14 protein-coding genes and 1 pseudogene are annotated in these 16,311 nt (G+C 34.8%); 4 read left to right on the top strand and 11 right to left on the bottom strand.

Annotated features, from left to right (window positions below; all coding sequences use genetic code 11):
• Nucleotides 1-5: 5 nt before the first annotated feature.
• Genes CAV_RS06555 through pssA form a run of 4 tightly spaced genes read left to right on the top strand, consistent with a single transcriptional unit; the run spans nt 6 to nt 4,072 of the window.
• A complete protein-coding gene (locus CAV_RS06555) occupies nt 6-839 on the top strand; it encodes a 50S ribosomal protein L11 methyltransferase (RefSeq protein WP_094325811.1) in 834 nt (277 codons plus the stop codon).
• Nucleotide 840: 1 nt separating this feature from the next.
• On the top strand, nt 841-2,751 hold the full coding sequence (ftsH, locus tag CAV_RS06550; RefSeq protein WP_094325722.1) for an ATP-dependent zinc metalloprotease FtsH: 1,911 nt from the start codon (nt 841-843) through the stop codon (nt 2,749-2,751).
• A complete protein-coding gene (locus tag CAV_RS06545; RefSeq protein WP_094325721.1) occupies nt 2,748-3,350 on the top strand; it encodes a phosphatidylserine decarboxylase in 603 nt (200 codons plus the stop codon). Before ftsH ends, CAV_RS06545 begins: the two co-directional genes overlap by 4 nt.
• Nucleotides 3,351-3,358: 8 nt before the next feature.
• A complete protein-coding gene (gene pssA / locus CAV_RS06540) occupies nt 3,359-4,072 on the top strand; it encodes a CDP-diacylglycerol--serine O-phosphatidyltransferase (protein ID WP_094325720.1) in 714 nt (237 codons plus the stop codon).
• Here pssA and CAV_RS06535 read toward each other — a convergent pair.
• The 11 genes and pseudogenes from CAV_RS06535 to CAV_RS06485 all read right to left on the bottom strand — a co-directional run bounded on the left by CAV_RS06535 (nt 4,065) and on the right by CAV_RS06485 (nt 16,256).
• The gene (locus CAV_RS06535; protein WP_094325719.1) at nt 4,065-4,877 is read right to left on the bottom strand and encodes a ferritin-like domain-containing protein; all 813 of its coding nucleotides are present in this window, start codon (nt 4,875-4,877) and stop codon (nt 4,065-4,067) included. The two genes, pssA and CAV_RS06535, sit on opposite strands and share 8 nt — an antisense overlap.
• Nucleotides 4,874-6,709, bottom strand: a complete 1,836-nt coding sequence (mnmC, locus tag CAV_RS06530) for a bifunctional tRNA (5-methylaminomethyl-2-thiouridine)(34)-methyltransferase MnmC2/FAD-dependent 5-carboxymethylaminomethyl-2-thiouridine(34) oxidoreductase MnmC1 (RefSeq protein WP_094325718.1) — start codon at nt 6,707-6,709, stop codon at nt 4,874-4,876. Before mnmC ends, CAV_RS06535 begins: the two co-directional genes overlap by 4 nt.
• Nucleotides 6,706-7,386 (bottom strand): annotated as a pseudogene (locus CAV_RS09330) (N-acetylmuramoyl-L-alanine amidase family protein); the annotation flags it as partial. The pseudogene CAV_RS09330 and the gene mnmC, both read right to left, overlap by 4 nt.
• Before the next feature lie 796 nt (nt 7,387-8,182).
• On the bottom strand, nt 8,183-9,280 hold the full coding sequence (locus tag CAV_RS06520; protein ID WP_094325716.1) for a nitronate monooxygenase: 1,098 nt from the start codon (nt 9,278-9,280) through the stop codon (nt 8,183-8,185).
• Nucleotides 9,280-10,482 (bottom strand): tyrosine--tRNA ligase, encoded by a 1,203-nt coding sequence (gene tyrS / locus CAV_RS06515; protein ID WP_094325715.1) that lies wholly within the window; start codon nt 10,480-10,482, stop codon nt 9,280-9,282. The genes CAV_RS06520 and tyrS overlap by 1 nt, the downstream gene beginning before the upstream one ends.
• An 8-nt stretch (nt 10,483-10,490) precedes the next feature.
• The gene (locus CAV_RS06510) at nt 10,491-12,677 is read right to left on the bottom strand and encodes a RelA/SpoT family protein (RefSeq protein ID WP_094325714.1); all 2,187 of its coding nucleotides are present in this window, start codon (nt 12,675-12,677) and stop codon (nt 10,491-10,493) included.
• Nucleotides 12,661-12,885: a DNA-directed RNA polymerase subunit omega gene (locus CAV_RS06505; protein WP_094325713.1), complete on the bottom strand. Its 225-nt coding sequence runs from the start codon at nt 12,883-12,885 to the stop codon at nt 12,661-12,663. Before CAV_RS06505 ends, CAV_RS06510 begins: the two co-directional genes overlap by 17 nt.
• 10 nt (nt 12,886-12,895) lie before the next feature.
• Complete coding sequence (pyrH, locus tag CAV_RS06500; RefSeq protein WP_094325712.1) at nt 12,896-13,609, bottom strand: UMP kinase; 714 nt, start codon at nt 13,607-13,609, stop codon at nt 12,896-12,898.
• A gap of 49 nt (nt 13,610-13,658) precedes the next feature.
• Complete coding sequence (locus tag CAV_RS06495; protein ID WP_094325711.1) at nt 13,659-14,801, bottom strand: murein hydrolase activator EnvC family protein; 1,143 nt, start codon at nt 14,799-14,801, stop codon at nt 13,659-13,661.
• On the bottom strand, nt 14,798-15,604 hold the full coding sequence (locus CAV_RS06490; RefSeq protein ID WP_094325710.1) for an FtsX-like permease family protein: 807 nt from the start codon (nt 15,602-15,604) through the stop codon (nt 14,798-14,800). The genes CAV_RS06495 and CAV_RS06490 overlap by 4 nt, the downstream gene beginning before the upstream one ends.
• Entirely contained in the window at nt 15,591-16,256 is a 666-nt protein-coding gene (locus tag CAV_RS06485) for a cell division ATP-binding protein FtsE (protein ID WP_094325709.1), read from the bottom strand. Before CAV_RS06485 ends, CAV_RS06490 begins: the two co-directional genes overlap by 14 nt.
• Between the last annotated feature and the right edge of the window lie 55 nt (nt 16,257-16,311).

Below are 16,311 nucleotides of genomic sequence, written 5' to 3'. Positions count from 1 at the left end.
TTATAGTGCAAGATTGCTACAACGAGTTTTTTTTCAAGCTCAGTGATGATAATTATAATGAACTCTTTGTAGAGCTTGTTTTTGATTTGGGTTTTGATGCTGTCGAGGAAAAGGACGGCGGTTTTTATGTAAGGTCGGATGAAAGCTTGGATGATTTGCTTTGGGCTTTACAGATGTTGCAGGAAAATATACGCAAAAAACACAAAATAGACATTAAAATTCATCACACTCTATCCAAAAAACGCAACAAAGACTGGATAGAGGAATACAAAAATAGTATAAACCCCATACAAATTGACAATGTTTATATACACAGCTCTTGGCATAAGCCAAAAAAAGAGTGCACTAATATCAAGATAGACCCGGCCTTAGCCTTTGGTTCGGGACATCACGAAAGCACAAATTCTTGCATAAAATTTATACAAAAATATGCTAAAAAAGATTATAAAGCCTTAGATTTGGGTTGTGGCAGCGGAATTTTATCTATCCTTTTAGCAAAGATGGGCTGTGTGGTTGATGCTTGCGATATAGATGAAATAGCCATTGAAAGCACTGTTAATAATACTAAATTAAATAATGTACAGTTGAACAAAATTTGGCAAGGCAGCATACATAAAACAAAATCTAAATATGATATCATAGTTGCAAATTTAACAGCTGAAGTGTTAAGAACTGTAAAAGACGAGCTTTGTGTCCGCTTAAATAATAAATCTTATTTAATATTATCTGGTATATTAAACAAATATGAGGATGATATCAAAGAGGATTTTGCTTCCTTAAAGCTTGTAGATTCTTTAAAGATGCATGAGTGGACCTCTTTAGTTTATGAAAAGGAATGATATGGAAAATAACTCGCAAAATAAACAACAAAACAATAACAACAATAACTTTTTTAATAAAAATCCTATACTAGTATTTGCTATCTTTGCCATACTTACTATATTTTTATTTAAGAGTTTTGTAGATGGTTCAGGCGGTTTATTGGGCGGAGGTGAAAGCAGAACTGTGCCTTATTCTGAGCTTAAAAAGATGATAGAGGCTAATCAAATTTCACAAGTGAGCATAGGCCAAAGTAGTATTAGAGCTCTTACCACGCAAAACACTGTCGTTGTTTCCAAGAAAGTTAGCAATGACCCAACCTTAATCGAACTACTAGATCAAAAGAAAATTTCTTACGGAGCATACTCTGAAAGCAATTGGTTTACTGATATGCTCTTTTCTTGGGTTTTGCCTATCTTTATCTTTTTTGGAATTTGGATGTTTTTGGCTTCAAGAATGCAAAAAAATATGGGCTCATCTATACTTGGTATAGGAAGTTCCAAAAAGCTTGTAAATTCTGAAAAGCCTAAGGTTAAATTTAATGATGTTGCCGGAGTTGAGGAGGCAAAAGAGGAGATAAAGGAAATCGTTGATTTCTTAAAACATCCTGATAGATACATAAGGCTTGGTGCTAAAATTCCAAAAGGACTTCTTTTAGTGGGACCTCCGGGCACAGGTAAGACCTTGCTTGCTAAGGCAGTTGCTGGTGAAGCTGATGTGCCGTTTTTTAGTGTTTCGGGTTCAGCTTTTATAGAAATGTTTGTTGGCGTTGGCGCTAGTAGGGTAAGAGACCTTTTTGAAAATGCCAAAAAAGAAGCTCCTGCCATAGTTTTCATAGATGAGATAGATGCCATAGGTAAGTCTCGTGCTGCTGGCATGATGGGTGGAAATGATGAAAGAGAGCAAACCTTAAATCAGCTTTTAGCCGAAATGGACGGCTTTGGCACAGAAGCCTCTCCGGTTATAGTTTTAGCCGCCACAAACAGGCCTGAGGTGCTTGATGCAGCCTTGCTTAGGCCAGGTCGTTTTGATAGGCAAATTCTAGTTGATAAGCCTGATTTTAAAGGAAGATGTGATATTTTAAAGGTGCATATGCAAGATGTTAAAATTTCTCCTGAAGTAAAGGTTGAGGATATCGCAAGGCTTACTGCTGGTTTAGCGGGTGCTGATTTAGCAAATATCATAAACGAAGCCGCACTTTTAGCAGGTAGAAATTCTAAAAAATATGTAGAGCAAAATGATTTAGTAGAAGCCGTTGAAAGAGCCATAGCTGGACTTGAGAAAAAGTCTCGCCGTATAAATGAAAAGGAAAAGAAAATAGTTACTTATCATGAGTGCGGACACGCTTTGATAGCTGAAACCACAAAGGGAGCTAAAAAAGTAAGCAAGGTTTCGGTTATCCCTAGAGGTTTAGCAGCACTTGGATATACCTTAAACACACCTGAGGAAAATAAATTCCTTATGCAAAAACACGAGCTTTTAGCCGAAGTTGATGTGCTTTTGGGTGGCCGTGCGGCAGAGGAGGTTTTTATAGGTGAAATTTCAACCGGTGCTTCAAATGACTTGGAAAGGGCTACTGATATTATCAAGGCTATGATTTCTATGTATGGTATGAGTGATATTGCCGGTCTTATGGTGCTTGAAAAGCAAAGAAATACCTTTTTAACAGGCGGACAAACCGTTAAGGATTATTCAGAAAAAATGGCAGAATCGCTTGATGATTATGTTAAAAAAACCCTAGATGATAGATATAAAGATGTAAAAGAAACTCTTAGTGCTTATAAAGGTGCTATTGAAACTATGGTAAGTGCATTATATGAGGAAGAGACCATAGACGGAGATAAGGTAAGAGAAATCATAAAGGATTTTGAAGAGCAAAATAACATGCCAAGTAGGCTTGAAAAAGAGGATAAAAAAGAGACCGCAAAATGAATGCTTTTATTTCAAGGTATGCTAATTGGATTTTAGTGTCCTTAACCGTCTTATTTCTTTTGTTTTGGTTGTTTAGCGGCTTTTCTGTTTTGCTATTTTTGCTGATACTTTTTACCCTTTATATGTATAGGATTACTAAGGTTGAGGTGGTTTGCACTGATGAAAAGGCTATTTTAGCTCCGGTTGACGGCGAGATAATTAGCATACAAAAGATAGAGCATAAAATTCTTGGCACCTGCGTAGAGCTTCAGATAAAAAATTCCTTTTATGAGCCAGGAACTATAAGAGCTTGCACTGATATGAGCATAGATGATTATAGATTAAGATATGGGCTTTTTGGTTGCGAGCAAAGGTCTTTGAATGAAAGGGTGTTTATATTTGCAAAAACTTCACATAATAAAGCCTTTGCTATGCGAATTTTCGCAGGTTGTCTTGATAGGGCTTTAAAGCTTAGTGATAAAAGCTTTTTTAAACCCGGCGAAGAAATGGCATTTAGTATGAACTCAACCATTAGCTTACTCTTGCCTAGCGATACTAGGCTAGTTGTTGGTTTAAGAGATAAGGTAAAGGCTGTTTCTTTACTCGGTTATTTTTCATAGGATTTATAATGCAAAATAATTACAAATTAATTCACATCATCCCAAATCTTTTCACCGCAGCTTCAGCTTTTTTGGGTTTTATCTCAATCATAGCTTCCATAAATGGTAAATTTACTCACGCTCTCATTTATATCATCTTATCATTGATTTGCGATGGGCTTGATGGCAGAGTGGCAAGGCTTACAAAGACCACTTCTAAATTTGGGGTGGAGTTTGATTCTTTGGCTGATTTGGTGGCTTTTGGCGTGGCACCGGCTGTTTTGTTTTACACTAGCATAGGTTATGAATATGGAAAATTAGGCTCTTTAATCAGCGGACTTTTTGTAGTTTTTGGAGCTATAAGACTAGCCAGGTTTAATGTAACTACAGGAACATACGAACCATCAGTCTTTATAGGACTACCCATACCAACGGCAGCTGTTGTAAGTGCTATATGGACCTATGCTTATATAAGTTATGGTTTTTTAAAAGACTATGCCTTGTTTGTTTTATGCTTAAATTTTGTTCTTTCCTTGCTTATGGTTAGCAATATAAGATACCCAAGCTTTAAAAAGATGAATTTGGACAAAACTAATGTTTTAAGAGTGCTCATCTTGCTTATAATGTTTCTTTCCTTGCTTTATCTTTACACCTTAGAAAGCATTTTAATAGCCGTTAGCTTGTATGTGTGTTATGGAATTTTTAGGGCTGTTTGGGCTATTATTAGTAGAAAATTTATGTGAATTTGTGCTTATTTTTGTAAAAATCTTCAAGTTCGTCTAGCTCGCTTTCATCAAAACCAGCCTTTAGTCTGGCCTCTTTGTTAAGTATCTTGCCTGCTAGAACATAGGATTTAAATTTAGCACAAATTTCTATGAAGCTTTCTTGTTCGTCTTTATTTGCCTTCCACCAAATATCGCCCTTGCTAACATGATTTATCTCATCATCAAGTATAATTTTTAAGGTCTCTTCTAGAAATTTTTTTAAACTTAAACTTTCGTTTTGTATCTTTTTTAAAACAAAGACATTTGCGTCAAGTCCTTTTGCCTCAAGCCCTCTGTGCACCACAGCCATTCTGTATTTTAAAGAATTCGCAGTAGCCTTGCAGGCTGAATGTATGGTATCGTGCGCTTCAAAATCAGTGTATTTATACCCAAGTTCATTTAAGGCCTTTTCAAGCAAGCTAAAATGCCTGATTTCATCCTCAGCCACTTCCAAAAAATCCTTATAAAAATCAAATGGCAAAAACCTAAATCTATAACTCGTATCAAGTGCTAAATTTATGGCAGAAAATTCTATATGAGCTATGGCGTGCAAAAACACGGCAAGGCTTTGTTTTGAATTTGGCTCTTTTATGCGCTTGATTTTTATTACTTCTTTTAAACGCAAGTTAGGGTGAAAATTATCTTTAAGCACATTTGCAGCTTCGTGATTAAAAAGCATTTTTTTACTTTTAAAATCATCTATAAAATTAAAAAAATCATTAAATTTTTTATCTATATCATCAGCATATAAAATTTGCTCTAAGCTAGTGAAAAATTCGCTCACGCCAAGCCCTTTTTTAGCTTTCTTATCAAAAATCTTGCTGGATGAAAATGCTCTATAAATTCTTTTTTTACTGCTAAAGGTTCGTTATTTATTAAAGCACTTATGTATCTTGCTGCTATGATAGCACTTGCAAAAGCCCTTGAGCCGTGAGCTGTGCTAAGATACATATTTTCTATATTTTTAGGCATTTGCTGTGCTTTATTTTTGTTCCAAAACAATTTTTTATAAGCATTTTTATAATACTCTTCATCATAAAAAGCCCCAGCTATCATAAATCTATCGCTAGAATAGGACCTAAAAGAAACTCTTGAAGCAAGCACTTCTAAGCTTTCATTTTTTTTTAAAAATTCCTTTATATTTTCTATATTGGCCTCATCATCGCTTTTTAGGGCTTGTGGGTTTGAATTCATTCTATCATAACTTGCACCAATTATTTGTATATCGCCATTTACAGGGCATATATAGCCCTTGGATGACAGGGCGTGTTTTGTGTCTAAGAAAGGCTTCATCAGGCTTATTTGCCCTCTTACCTTGCTTAGTTTTAAGAAATCATACTGCACAAAATCGGCAGTATCAGCACCCATAGCGTAAATTAATATATCAAAACCACTTCTTAAATCTTGTTCTTTGAAATTTAAGGTAAAGCCGTTTTTATCTTTTTTAAAGCCTATGAAATGGTGTTTTAAATTTAGCTTAGCCTTGCTTTTTTCATACAAGCTTTCGCAAATTTGCCTAGCTTTTATATGGCTTGCGTCCTCTAAAAATGCGACATTATCTTTGATTTTAAACAAGGGATTTGATTTTTGAGAATTAAACCTTTCTTGCATAAGTTCATTGTGTGCGAATTCAAAGACACCGTGCATTTTTAAATCCAAAATTTGTCTGTAAAATCTAGAGGCCTCATAAAAGGCAAAGCAAGAAAATTCACCCAAGGCCACATCTTTTTTTAGTATCAAAGAGCTTAAAATTCCGCTATCATTCCCGCTGGCTCCACTTGCTAAGCTTTCATTTTTTTCAAAAAGTTCCACCTCAAAGTCTCTTAAACAAAGCTCATAAGCCAAGGATACGGCGGCTATGCCAGAACCTATAATGGCTATTTTTTTGCCTTGCTTTTGTGTATAAAGCCTAGCAAAATAAGCCTTCGTATCAGTTATATCTGGGCAGGATTTAAGCCTAGCTTGTATCATTTCTCTTTTGTTAAAACCCTTTGTTTTGTGTATTTCAAAATTACATTTTTTAAGGTTTTTTTGCAAAAAAGATGAGGCTGAAAAAGAATGTAGCTTAGCCCCTTCTTTGCTTAGTCTTGCTATATGATTTATCATATATTCATCAAATAATTCTTGATTTTTTTTGGGATTAAAGCCATCTAAAAACCACACATCAGCCCTAAAATCAAGCTCTTTTATGCTTTTAGTTGCGTCGCCAAAAACAAGGTCTAAAAAACAGTTTTTAAAATAAAAGCGGTAAATTCCTTCCTTGCATTTTGGATAAAATTTCAAAAAATAAGTCAAATCATCCTTAAATCTATCATAAAAGCCAAGTCTTTTGTAAATCTTTAAAAGCTCGTCAGCACCTATGTAAAAGGCTTCTAAGCTTAGATAAAAAAGTCTTTTGCATTTGTTTTGCTGCTTAAATTTTTCTAAGCTTAAAAAGAAATTAAGACCTATGCCAAAGCCAAGTTCAGCCACCACATAGCTTTCTTTATCAAAATCAAGTGCGTTTATATACACAAACTCACTTTCTTCAATGCCAGCTTTGGCGTCAAAATATATATCATCAAAGTCTTTTGAAAAAACCGTTTTTTCTTTGATTTCTATATTAGCTTTTTTCATTGATTATTATAAAAATAGTTTTGTATCCCATTTGCTATGCCCTCAGCTACTAAATCCTGATACGCCTTAGTAGCTAGTCTTTTGCCCTCGCTTGGATGCGTTATGTAGCCAATTTCAACCAAAACAGCTGGCATATCTTGTGCGCCAACTAGCACCCAAAATGGCGCCTCTCTTACACCGCCATCCTCTACCTTGTATCTTTTTCTAACGGAACTTAGAGTGTATTTTTGTATGTCTATTGCTAAGCGGTTTGAGGCGATAATCTTTTCTCTGCTTAAAGAATGCAAGAAATTTTGTTTTGAGAAATAATTTGCTTCTTCTAAGTCTGATTTATTTTCTTTTTCTGCCACTTCTTTGCTGCGTTCAGAACGCGCCGGGCTTAAGAAAAATGTCTCAATGCCTTGCATGGATGAGGCTCTTTTTTTGTTGGGCGAGGCATTGGCGTGAATGGAGATGAACATACTCGCTCTTTTTTCATTGGCTATTTTTGTTCTATCTCTTAAATTTATAAACCTATCCTTTGTTCTAGTGTAATACACCTTGTAGCCTCTTTTCTTAAGCTCTTGCCCTATTTTTAAAGATAGGCTCAGTACTATATTTTTTTCCAAAAGTTTGCCATTATCTCCTATCGCACCGCCGTCTTTGCCGCCGTGTCCAGGGTCTATTACTACTATTTTATTTCCTGTGATTACTTGTTTTTTTGTCTCTTTTTCCTCTTTTGCTATAGTTGTTTTGGTATTAGTTTTTGCACTCTTAGCTGAATTTGTATTTAAATTTAGCTTGTCAAAACCTATAAAAAGTTCTTTACCCTCTATTTGTATATCAGCTTCTATTTTTTTGTTTGAATTTAGCACTATTCTAGCTATTTTTGGGGTGTATTGAGTTAGGCTTATGTTATTGTTTTTATCAAAGGTAAAATTCTTTCTAGAGCCCTCAAGCACGGCCTTAAAATTTAGCACCAATCTATACACATCCTTATCTTTCATAAGATAATCATCTATGTCTTTTTTACTAATTTCATCACTTAGGATAAGCCTTATGCCCTTATCTTCTTTTAAGCTTTTTAGTATGTAAATTTGATTATTTGTTTGAGTAGGTTTTTCTTTTTTTTGAGCTTTGGTTTTAAGGCTATCAAAGCTAAATTCTAAGCTTTTTTGCTTTATGTTAATTTCGCTTTTCAGCTCATCTTTTGAGCTTAATACAATCCTTGTTGTTTGCGGGTTAAACTGCGCTATACTAATTTTTACATCATAAAAATCGTAGTTTTTTCTACCCCCATCTAGCGAAGCCTTAAAATCTATAATTTTTCTATAATTATCCTTTTCTTTTAGCTCCGAAATTTTTAACTCTTTTTCGCTCAAATCATCACTTAGTCTAAGCTCTACACCGTCTTTTAGTTTTTTAGAATCAAGCACAAAAAGATTGTTTGAATTTGCAAAGCTTGTAAAAAAAAGAGCAAAAAAGATTGTAAATTTAAGTATCTTCGCCATTTACAAGCTTATCCATTAGCTCTTTTACTGTTATTATTTTTTGCAAGCGGTATCCATTTGCACCGGTAAAAAACAAGCCCGTATCCTTTTTGCCGCTATAAGCATCATAAAGCCTATCAGCTATGCAGTATCCAACTATGCTAGCTTCCTTACCTCTTTGGCATGGTGCTACGCAGTTGCTTATGCAGTTTATTTTAGGTCCCATTCTTTTATCAACCAAATTTAAAAGATTTGTTCTAATGCCTCTTGCAGGATAGCCCACCGGAGAATGTATAAGCTCGATATCTTCTTCTTTACAAGCTAGCAACACCTCTTTAAATTCATCACTTGCGTCACACTCAACAGTTCCTATAAACCTAGTTCCCATTTGAACGCCGTTTGCACCCAAGCTTATGATATTTTCAATATCCTTTTTATCCCAAATTCCACCAGCTGCGATTATAGGAAAATCACCCCAATTTTTAGCTTCCTCGGCCACCTTTGGCACTATCTTTTCTAGTTGATATTCAGGATCAAGGCACTGTTCATAAGTAAAGCCTTGATGTCCACCGCTTTTTGGTCCCTCAACCACAACGGCATCAGGAAGTCTTTTGTATCTGCTTTGCCATCTTTTACAAATCATTTTTAAAGCTCTAGCTGATGAGACTATCGGCACTAAGGCCACATCTGGAAATTCAGCCGTAAATTCAGGTAAATTTGTAGGAAGCCCAGCACCAGAAACTATGACATTAAAGCCTACCTCGCAAGCATCTCTTGCTATCCTGGCATAATCATTGCTAGCACATAAAATATTACAGCCCAAAGGTGCGTCGCCACATACCTTTCTAGCGTTGTTTATAACTGCTTGTAGTCCCTCTCTTGAGTAGAAATTATTACTTCCATATGGCTTTAAATTTAGTTCTTTTTTGATATGCGTTCTATTTTCGTAATAACCGGTACCAACAGAGGAGATTATCCCAAGTCCGCCATTTAAAGATACAGCCGAAGCTAGTCTATCCCAACTTATACCAAGCCCCATTCCTCCTTGAAATATAGGATATTTTATGCGGTGTTTGCCTATTTGTAAAGAATGTAAAGTCATTATCTTACCCTTAATTTAGCAAATTTTCTTTTACCAACTTGCAAGATGTATTCACCTTGCTTAAGTTGCATTTGTTCATCGTCTATTTTTTGCGAATTTACGCTTATTGCCCTAGCTTTTATATCTCTTCTTGCTTGTGAAGTGGATTCGTGTAGCTTGCAAAGCGTTAAAGCCTTAGCTATCCAAATTTCACCTTCGCACTCAAAGCTTTCAATCTCGCTAGGCAGTTCATTAGTGCTATGCACCCTATCAAATTCAAGTTTAGCATTTAAGGCCTCATCCTTGGAGTGAAACCTAGCTACAAGTTCTAGTGCTAAATTTTCTTTCGCCTTTTTAGGGTGTAAAAGGTTGTTTTTTAGCTCATCTTTTAAGGCTTGTAATTTTGCAAAGCTTATATCGCTTAAAAGCTCGTAATAATCAAGCATTAATTCGTCACTTATGCTAAGTATTTTAGCATACATATCATTTGCCTTATCTGTTATGCCTATGTAATTTCCCAAACTTTTACTCATTTTAGCACTTCCATCAAGACCTACAAGCAAGGGCATCATAATCACAGTTTGTTCCTTGTTAAGACCGTAAGTTCTTTGTAGCTGTCTGCCCATTAAGAGATTAAATTTTTGATCGGTGCCGCCCATTTCTATATCGCTTTTAAGTGCCACGCTATCATAGCCTTGAAGCAAGGGATATAAAAATTCGCAAATGGATATAGGATTTTGGGACTTAAATCTTTTCTCGAAATCATCTCTTTCTAACATTCTTGCTACGCTAAACTGTGCACTAAGCTGTATCATGCCAGCTGCTCCTAGCTCGTTTAGCCATTTTGAGTTAAAGCAAAGCTGTGTTTTTTCTTTATCTAAAATTTTGAAAACTTGCTCCTCGTAAGTTTTGGCATTTTTTAAAACCTCATCTCTGCTTAGCGGTTTTCTGGTCGCACTTTTTCCGCTTGGGTCTCCAATTGTAGCCGTGAAATCGCCTATTAAAAATTGCACAATAGCCCCGTGCTTTTGAAGCAGTGCCATTTTATTTAAAACAACGCTATGTCCTAAGTGCAAATCAGGAGCAGTTGGGTCAAAGCCTGCTTTTACGAAAAAAACTTCTTTCTTTTCGTAGAAATTTTTAATGAGCTCCTCAAGCCTTTGTTCGCCTATTATTTCAGCGCAGCCTTTTTTTATATCTTGTAAAATTTCTTTTATGTCCATTTTAAGCCTTATTGATTATATGCGTCGTTTAAGGACGCAAATTCTATGATTTTATAAGTTGAAAGCAATCTTTCTTTGATTAAATTTATCTTAGCATTTTCAGGAAATTCTATCTTTGCTTCGAAAAAATCATTGTTTGTGTTAGAATCCGAAAGATTTATAGATATTAAATTTGCTTGCATTCTTGATAAAGAGGTTAAAAATTCAGCCAAAGCACCTTTTTTGTTATCAAGGGTGAAGATGATTTTGTAGTTTTTGGAGCTTTTGCTATTCCATTTTACAAAAACCATGGCCTTTTTTTCGTTTAAGAGTTTTTCAGCCTTGTGGCATAATTTGTTATGAATTACTACATTTGATGAGTTTATAAAGCCCACGATTTCATCGCCCCTTTTTGGTCTGCAGCAAAAGTCAAAAGATAAATTTGAAATTTTGTGATTACTATAAGAGCTTATATTGTCAAATACTTGTTCTTTTATGTCGTATTTTTCAAAAAAGTAAGATTTTTTAGCGTATTTTTTTAAATTTGCTACCACATCTTTAAAATATGTTTCATCTGTGCATAGTTTGCGTATTTTTTTGCTTAAATTTTCTTTTTCTATCCACTGAGATATTTCATCGCTACTTTTATCAAACACAAAAGATAGGATATTTATAGCATTTTGCAAATTTATCTCTCTTATTTTTTGCTTGCAAAATTCTTTCATGGCAACCTTAGCCTTGCCCGTTTTAACACTATCAATCCACGAACACCTATAAAATCTCTCGTTTGAGGTTACTATCCTTACTATATCTCCATTTTTAAGCTCTGTTAAAAGCGGGACTTTTACGCGGTTTACATAAGCACTTTCAGCATGTAGTCCTATCTTAGTATGCACCTCATAAGCAAAATCAATAACAGTCGCGCCCCTAGGCAGTGTAAAAATCTCACCCTTAGGAGAATAAACAGCAATATCCTCTGTATATAAGCTATCTTTTGCATACTCGTAAAGCTCCACAGCACTGTAACTATCAGGATTTACAATCTGATTTGCACTTTGCATAGAAATATCATTTAGCCAATCAAGCTTAGGTTTGCTAACATGCATACCTTCCTTGTATTTCCAATGTGCTGCTATGCCAAATTCTGCAATTTTATGCATATCAAAGGTTCTGATTTGGGTTTCTATGATATTTTTTGTATCAAATAAAGTTGTATGCAGTGTTTGATAGCCATTTTGCTTAGGCAAGGCTATATAATCTTTAAATCTAGCTACCAAAGGATTAAAATTTGTATGCAAAATTCCCAAAGCTGCGTAACAAGCAAGGGTGTTTTCAACTAAAATTCTAATGCCTAGCAAGTCAAGCACTTCCTCTATGCCTATGCCCTTTCTTTGCATTTTTAGATACACGGAGTAGCTGTGTTTTACTCTTTTGTGAATTTCAAAGGAATTAGGCCTAAAGCGGTTTTGGGCAAAAAGTAGTTCAACCTTAGATATGAACTCATTAAGTGCGATTTGCATTTTTTGGTCATTTGAGTTTATGTATCTGTCTATTTGTTGATACTCATCTGGCAATAAATACTTAAAGCTTAAGTCCTCAAGGTAGTTTTTTATGCTCGAAATTCCAAGTCTATGTGCTATAGGAGCATACACAACAAGGGTTTCCTCGCTAATTCTTCTTTGCTTGTCCTCTCTTAAGCTTTCAAGGCTTAGCATATTATGAAGTCTATCACAAAGCTTGATAACTAGCACACTCACATCGCTAATGCTTGCTAAGAGCATGTTTCTAAAACTTAATGCCGATTTTGTAGCGTTTTTATCGGCTTTTGAGTTGAATTTATCCTCTCTTATTTCGGTAATTTTTGTAAGGCCTAGAACTAGTCTTGTAACCTCTTGCCCAAATTCTTTTTTAAGCTCCTCTTGGGAATACGGCGTATCCTCTATAACATCGTGCAATAAAGCCGCTATAATCATAGCTTCTTCATTGCTTAAAAATGCTACCAAGGATGAAACTAAGATAGGATGAGTAGCATAAGCAGGGCCTGATTTTCTAAACTGCCCCTCATGTGCCTTTATGCAAAAATCAACCGCACTTTTTATCCTATCGTTTGGCGGACATACCGAAAATAGTATCTCCTTAGCTCTTTGCACATCTACACAGCTTTTTATACTCTCAACTAGACTATCTAGTGTAAGATTTTCATTTGTAATGTTCAACTTTGTTCTCTAGTATTTGCAATTTATCTTGTGCTATTTCAATAAGTGCTATGTCAGCACATTTTACCTTGTTTTTATCAAGATTAACCTTTGGTGCAGCACCGTTTGCAAGCTCCTCAGCTCTTTTTGCCACGACTAAAGATAGCTTGTATCTGTCATTGTCTACCTTGGCGAGTGCTTGTGCTACTATTTCTTCCATATTTGTCATTTTATCTCCTTTATTTTACAACAGAACAGGTGCTGTAATCACCTTGAATTATCTTTAATAAATTTCCTTCCTCGAACATATTGCACACTATAATTGGAAGTTTATTATCCTTAGCTAAGGCTATGGCTGTATTGTCCATAACTTTTATTTCATCTTTCATAGCTTCATCATAGCTTAGAGTGCTTAAGAATTTAGCGTCCTCAAATTTATGCGGGTCTTTATCATAAACCCCATTTACCTTTGTAGCCTTTATGATTACTTGAGCTTGAATTTCTATAGCCCTTAAAATAGCCGTGGTGTCCGTGGTGAAATACGGATTTCCGGTTCCTGCTGCAAAGATGACAACCCTTTTTTTGTCAAGATGTCTTTGCGCTCTTCTCATGATGTAAGTTTCGCAAAAGGCTTCCATTTGTATGGCACTTTGAACCCTAACATCAAGACCCGAGCTTTCCAGTGCCTCTTGCATGGCTATGGCATTGATTACAGTTGCTAGCATGCCCATATGATCGCCGCTTGTTCTTTTTATAAGGCCATCTCTAGCCGCTGAAACGCCTCTTATTATATTACCACCGCCAATTACTATGCCAACTTCTATATCGTTTGAGATTAATTTTTTGATTTCTGAAGCTATGTATTTTAATACCGAGTTTTCTATTCCAAAGCCGTTTTGTCCAGCTAAGGCTTCGCCTGAGAATTTGATTAAAACTCTTTTTTGTGTATCCATTATCTCTCCTTAAGTCTTGCAATTATACTCTAAAAGGCTTAATAACGAACTAATTTAGACTGATTAATTCTAAGGGATTTATGTGAAATTTTTCTTGAGTAACCTCAAAGCTTAAATCATCTTTAACCCTGCCTAAAACCTCTCCTTTTTTGACATTTTTGCCTGTTTTTATGGTGGGTGAAATTTTATCTAGATGTGCGTATATGGTGTGTAGGGAGTTGCTATGCTCCACGATTACAACTTTTTGTAATAAATTTGTTTCTTTTGCAAATACTATTTTGCCTGCTAGAACGCTTTTTACTGTGGCATTTTTTGTATTGCTTTTTAAGATTACATTTTCATTAAAAAGCTTTATATTGTAAATTGGGTCTATGAAATTTCCAAATTTTTGTTTTACAGTAAAAGAATCAAGCGGGGCTATTGTTTTTCTACCGCTATATTTTTTAACCTTGCTGCCTTGGTAGCTTGAGCCTAGTTGTCTTACATTTTGATTTGCCTTTGCGGGCGGCTTTGAGGTGATTTGCAAGTCCTCTAAGGTCTTTCTTAGCTCCTCTTGCCTTTTTTGCAAATCACTTAATCTTTTATTGTAAATAACCCTATTGCTTTTTTGCTCTTTAATCTCGTTTATTTGCCTTTGTTTAAGGCTTTCAAGCGAGCTTAGCTGCTCTTTGTAATTATTTAAATTTGCATTTATTTTATCAATTTGACCTTGTTTTTGGCTAATGAGTTTTGAAATTTGCTCATAATCCTTTGAAAGCTTGTAAAATTCATCCTTTAAAACAAGGTCTAAATTATTTAAAACCTCAAATATTATAAGGCTTTCCTCGCTTTCTAAATAACCACTTGGAATAGCCAAATCAAGCGAAAAATCCTTAGCTATAAGACTTATAAGCTTGTTTTCCATTTCATTTTTATCTTTTAATAAACTTTGATTTTGCGAATTTAGCGTATCAAGTTCTTTGCTTTGTTTGTCTACGGTTGCTTTAAGCTCTGTACTTTTAGTGCTTAGACTTTGAATTTGACTTGCGATTTGCTTTAAATTTTGCTCTCCTTTTACTATGTCTTGAGCCAATTCCTCAAGCTTTTTGTTAAGCTGTTTTTGAATTCTTTCGTTTTCTTTTAAATCTTTATTTAGCTCATCATTTGCACACAGTGCAAATACAAACAAAAAAACAAGAAAAAATATTCTCATTTTTTTACTCTAAACATAACTGAATTCACGCATAGCAAGGATACAAAAACTGTGGCTGTAAATATTATGCTAATGTGAAGTAAGAAATTTATATCAGCACTTTGTACATTTATGCTCAAAAGAACATCTTTTATAAAATCAAGAGAGCAAACATACTCAAAAAATACGAACAAAAATAAGGCTGAGATAATGCAGTCAAACAAGACTATCTTATAAAGTATTAGCGAGCGAAACCAAAAAGGCGCGCCAAACAAGCACATAATCTCAATCCTTTGCTTATGCTCATAAAGCCAAAGTCGCATTTGTTTTAAAAACAAAACCAAGCTTAAAATGATAATAATAAATAAAAATATCCACAAAATAGACTTAATCAAATCAAGTAAGGTATATACATTATCATAGGTTTTTGCAAAGACTTCCACCTTTGTTATATTTGGACTTGTTGATAGCTTGGTTTTTATAAGGTCTAGCTCGTCTTGATTTGGCAAATAATCAAGTTTTATGCTGTAAAATTTGGGCAAAGATTTTTCAAGTGCCTCAAAATTCGAAGCGGAAATGTCATTTTGTAATTTTTTTAGCAAATCCTTTACTTCGATTTGTTTTAGTGAAAAAATTTGTGGCACAGTGGAGCTTAAGTTTTCTTTGCTTAATTCTTTTGTGCTTGCTATTATTATGTTGTAATCTTGATTAAAAGCCTGTTCGTAGCTTCTAACGCTTTGATTTACAATCAAGATACACTCAAAGGCAAACATCATAAAAAAGATAGGAAAGATAAGCCCTAAATGCGTCCTAAAAAATTTCATTCATTTTCCCATTTTCTATATTAAATAAGCGATAATCAATCCTTAAATTCGTAGGAATTCTATGAGTTACAACAACTACGCAGGTTCCTAGCAATTCTTTAGCTGATTTTAAAAGCGTCCAAATGATATCTGAGGAATACTCATCCAAATTTCCCGTTGGCTCATCGCATAAAAGTATTTTAGGATTATGCGCTAAAGCCCTAGCCATAGCCACTCTTTGCTGTTCTCCCCCGGATAGCTGTTCAGGCTTTTTCTTGGCTTTAAAGGTTAATTCCACATGCTTTAACAATTTCGCGGTTTGTTCCTCGCAAATTTTCTTGCTATAACCCTTTATCATTAAAGGCAGCATTACATTTTTTTCTATATTAAATTCTTTGATGAGTTTATAGTCTTGAAAAATTATGCCTATTTTTTGTCTAAGTTGTAATAAATTTGCATTGGAGATATTATCAAGTTCATTATCACAAACTGTTAGCTTGCCAGAAAGTGGCTCTAAATCGCCATAAAAGGACTTAAGCAGGGTTGATTTTCCGCTGCCGCTTTTGCCTGTGATGAAGATAAAATCACTATCTTTAAAGGTAAAATTTGCCTTATTAATCACAAGCTCATCATAGCCAAGACATAAATTTTGCGCTTTGATTAAAACAGGCATAGACTTCCTTTATTTTATTATGTAGTGTGATAAAATATAGTAAACTAAGGATTAA

Origin of the sequence: Campylobacter avium LMG 24591 (assembly GCF_002238335.1) — a bacterium.
Taxonomy (GTDB): domain Bacteria; phylum Campylobacterota; class Campylobacteria; order Campylobacterales; family Campylobacteraceae; genus Campylobacter_D; species Campylobacter_D avium.
Note: the sequence above shows the minus strand (reverse complement) of the source record. Positions and strands in the feature narration are given on the sequence as shown.

Bases quoted from the DNA above. Each gene is read 5' to 3' on its own strand.
- ftsH (WP_094325722.1), top strand. From the start codon at position 841: ATGGAAAATAACTCGCAAAATAAACAACAAAACAATAACAACAATAAC.
- CAV_RS06545 (WP_094325721.1), top strand. From the start codon at position 2,748: ATGAATGCTTTTATTTCAAGGTATGCTAATTGGATTTTAGTGTCCTTA.
- pssA (WP_094325720.1), top strand. From the start codon at position 3,359: ATGCAAAATAATTACAAATTAATTCACATCATCCCAAATCTTTTCACC.
- mnmC (WP_094325718.1), bottom strand. From the start codon at position 6,709: ATGAAAAAAGCTAATATAGAAATCAAAGAAAAAACGGTTTTTTCAAAA.
- CAV_RS06520 (WP_094325716.1), bottom strand. From the start codon at position 9,280: ATGACTTTACATTCTTTACAAATAGGCAAACACCGCATAAAATATCCT.
- tyrS (WP_094325715.1), bottom strand. From the start codon at position 10,482: ATGGACATAAAAGAAATTTTACAAGATATAAAAAAAGGCTGCGCTGAA.
- CAV_RS06505 (WP_094325713.1), bottom strand. From the start codon at position 12,885: ATGACAAATATGGAAGAAATAGTAGCACAAGCACTCGCCAAGGTAGAC.
- pyrH (WP_094325712.1), bottom strand. From the start codon at position 13,609: ATGGATACACAAAAAAGAGTTTTAATCAAATTCTCAGGCGAAGCCTTA.
- CAV_RS06495 (WP_094325711.1), bottom strand. From the start codon at position 14,801: ATGAGAATATTTTTTCTTGTTTTTTTGTTTGTATTTGCACTGTGTGCA.
- CAV_RS06490 (WP_094325710.1), bottom strand. From the start codon at position 15,604: ATGAAATTTTTTAGGACGCATTTAGGGCTTATCTTTCCTATCTTTTTT.
- CAV_RS06485 (WP_094325709.1), bottom strand. From the start codon at position 16,256: ATGCCTGTTTTAATCAAAGCGCAAAATTTATGTCTTGGCTATGATGAG.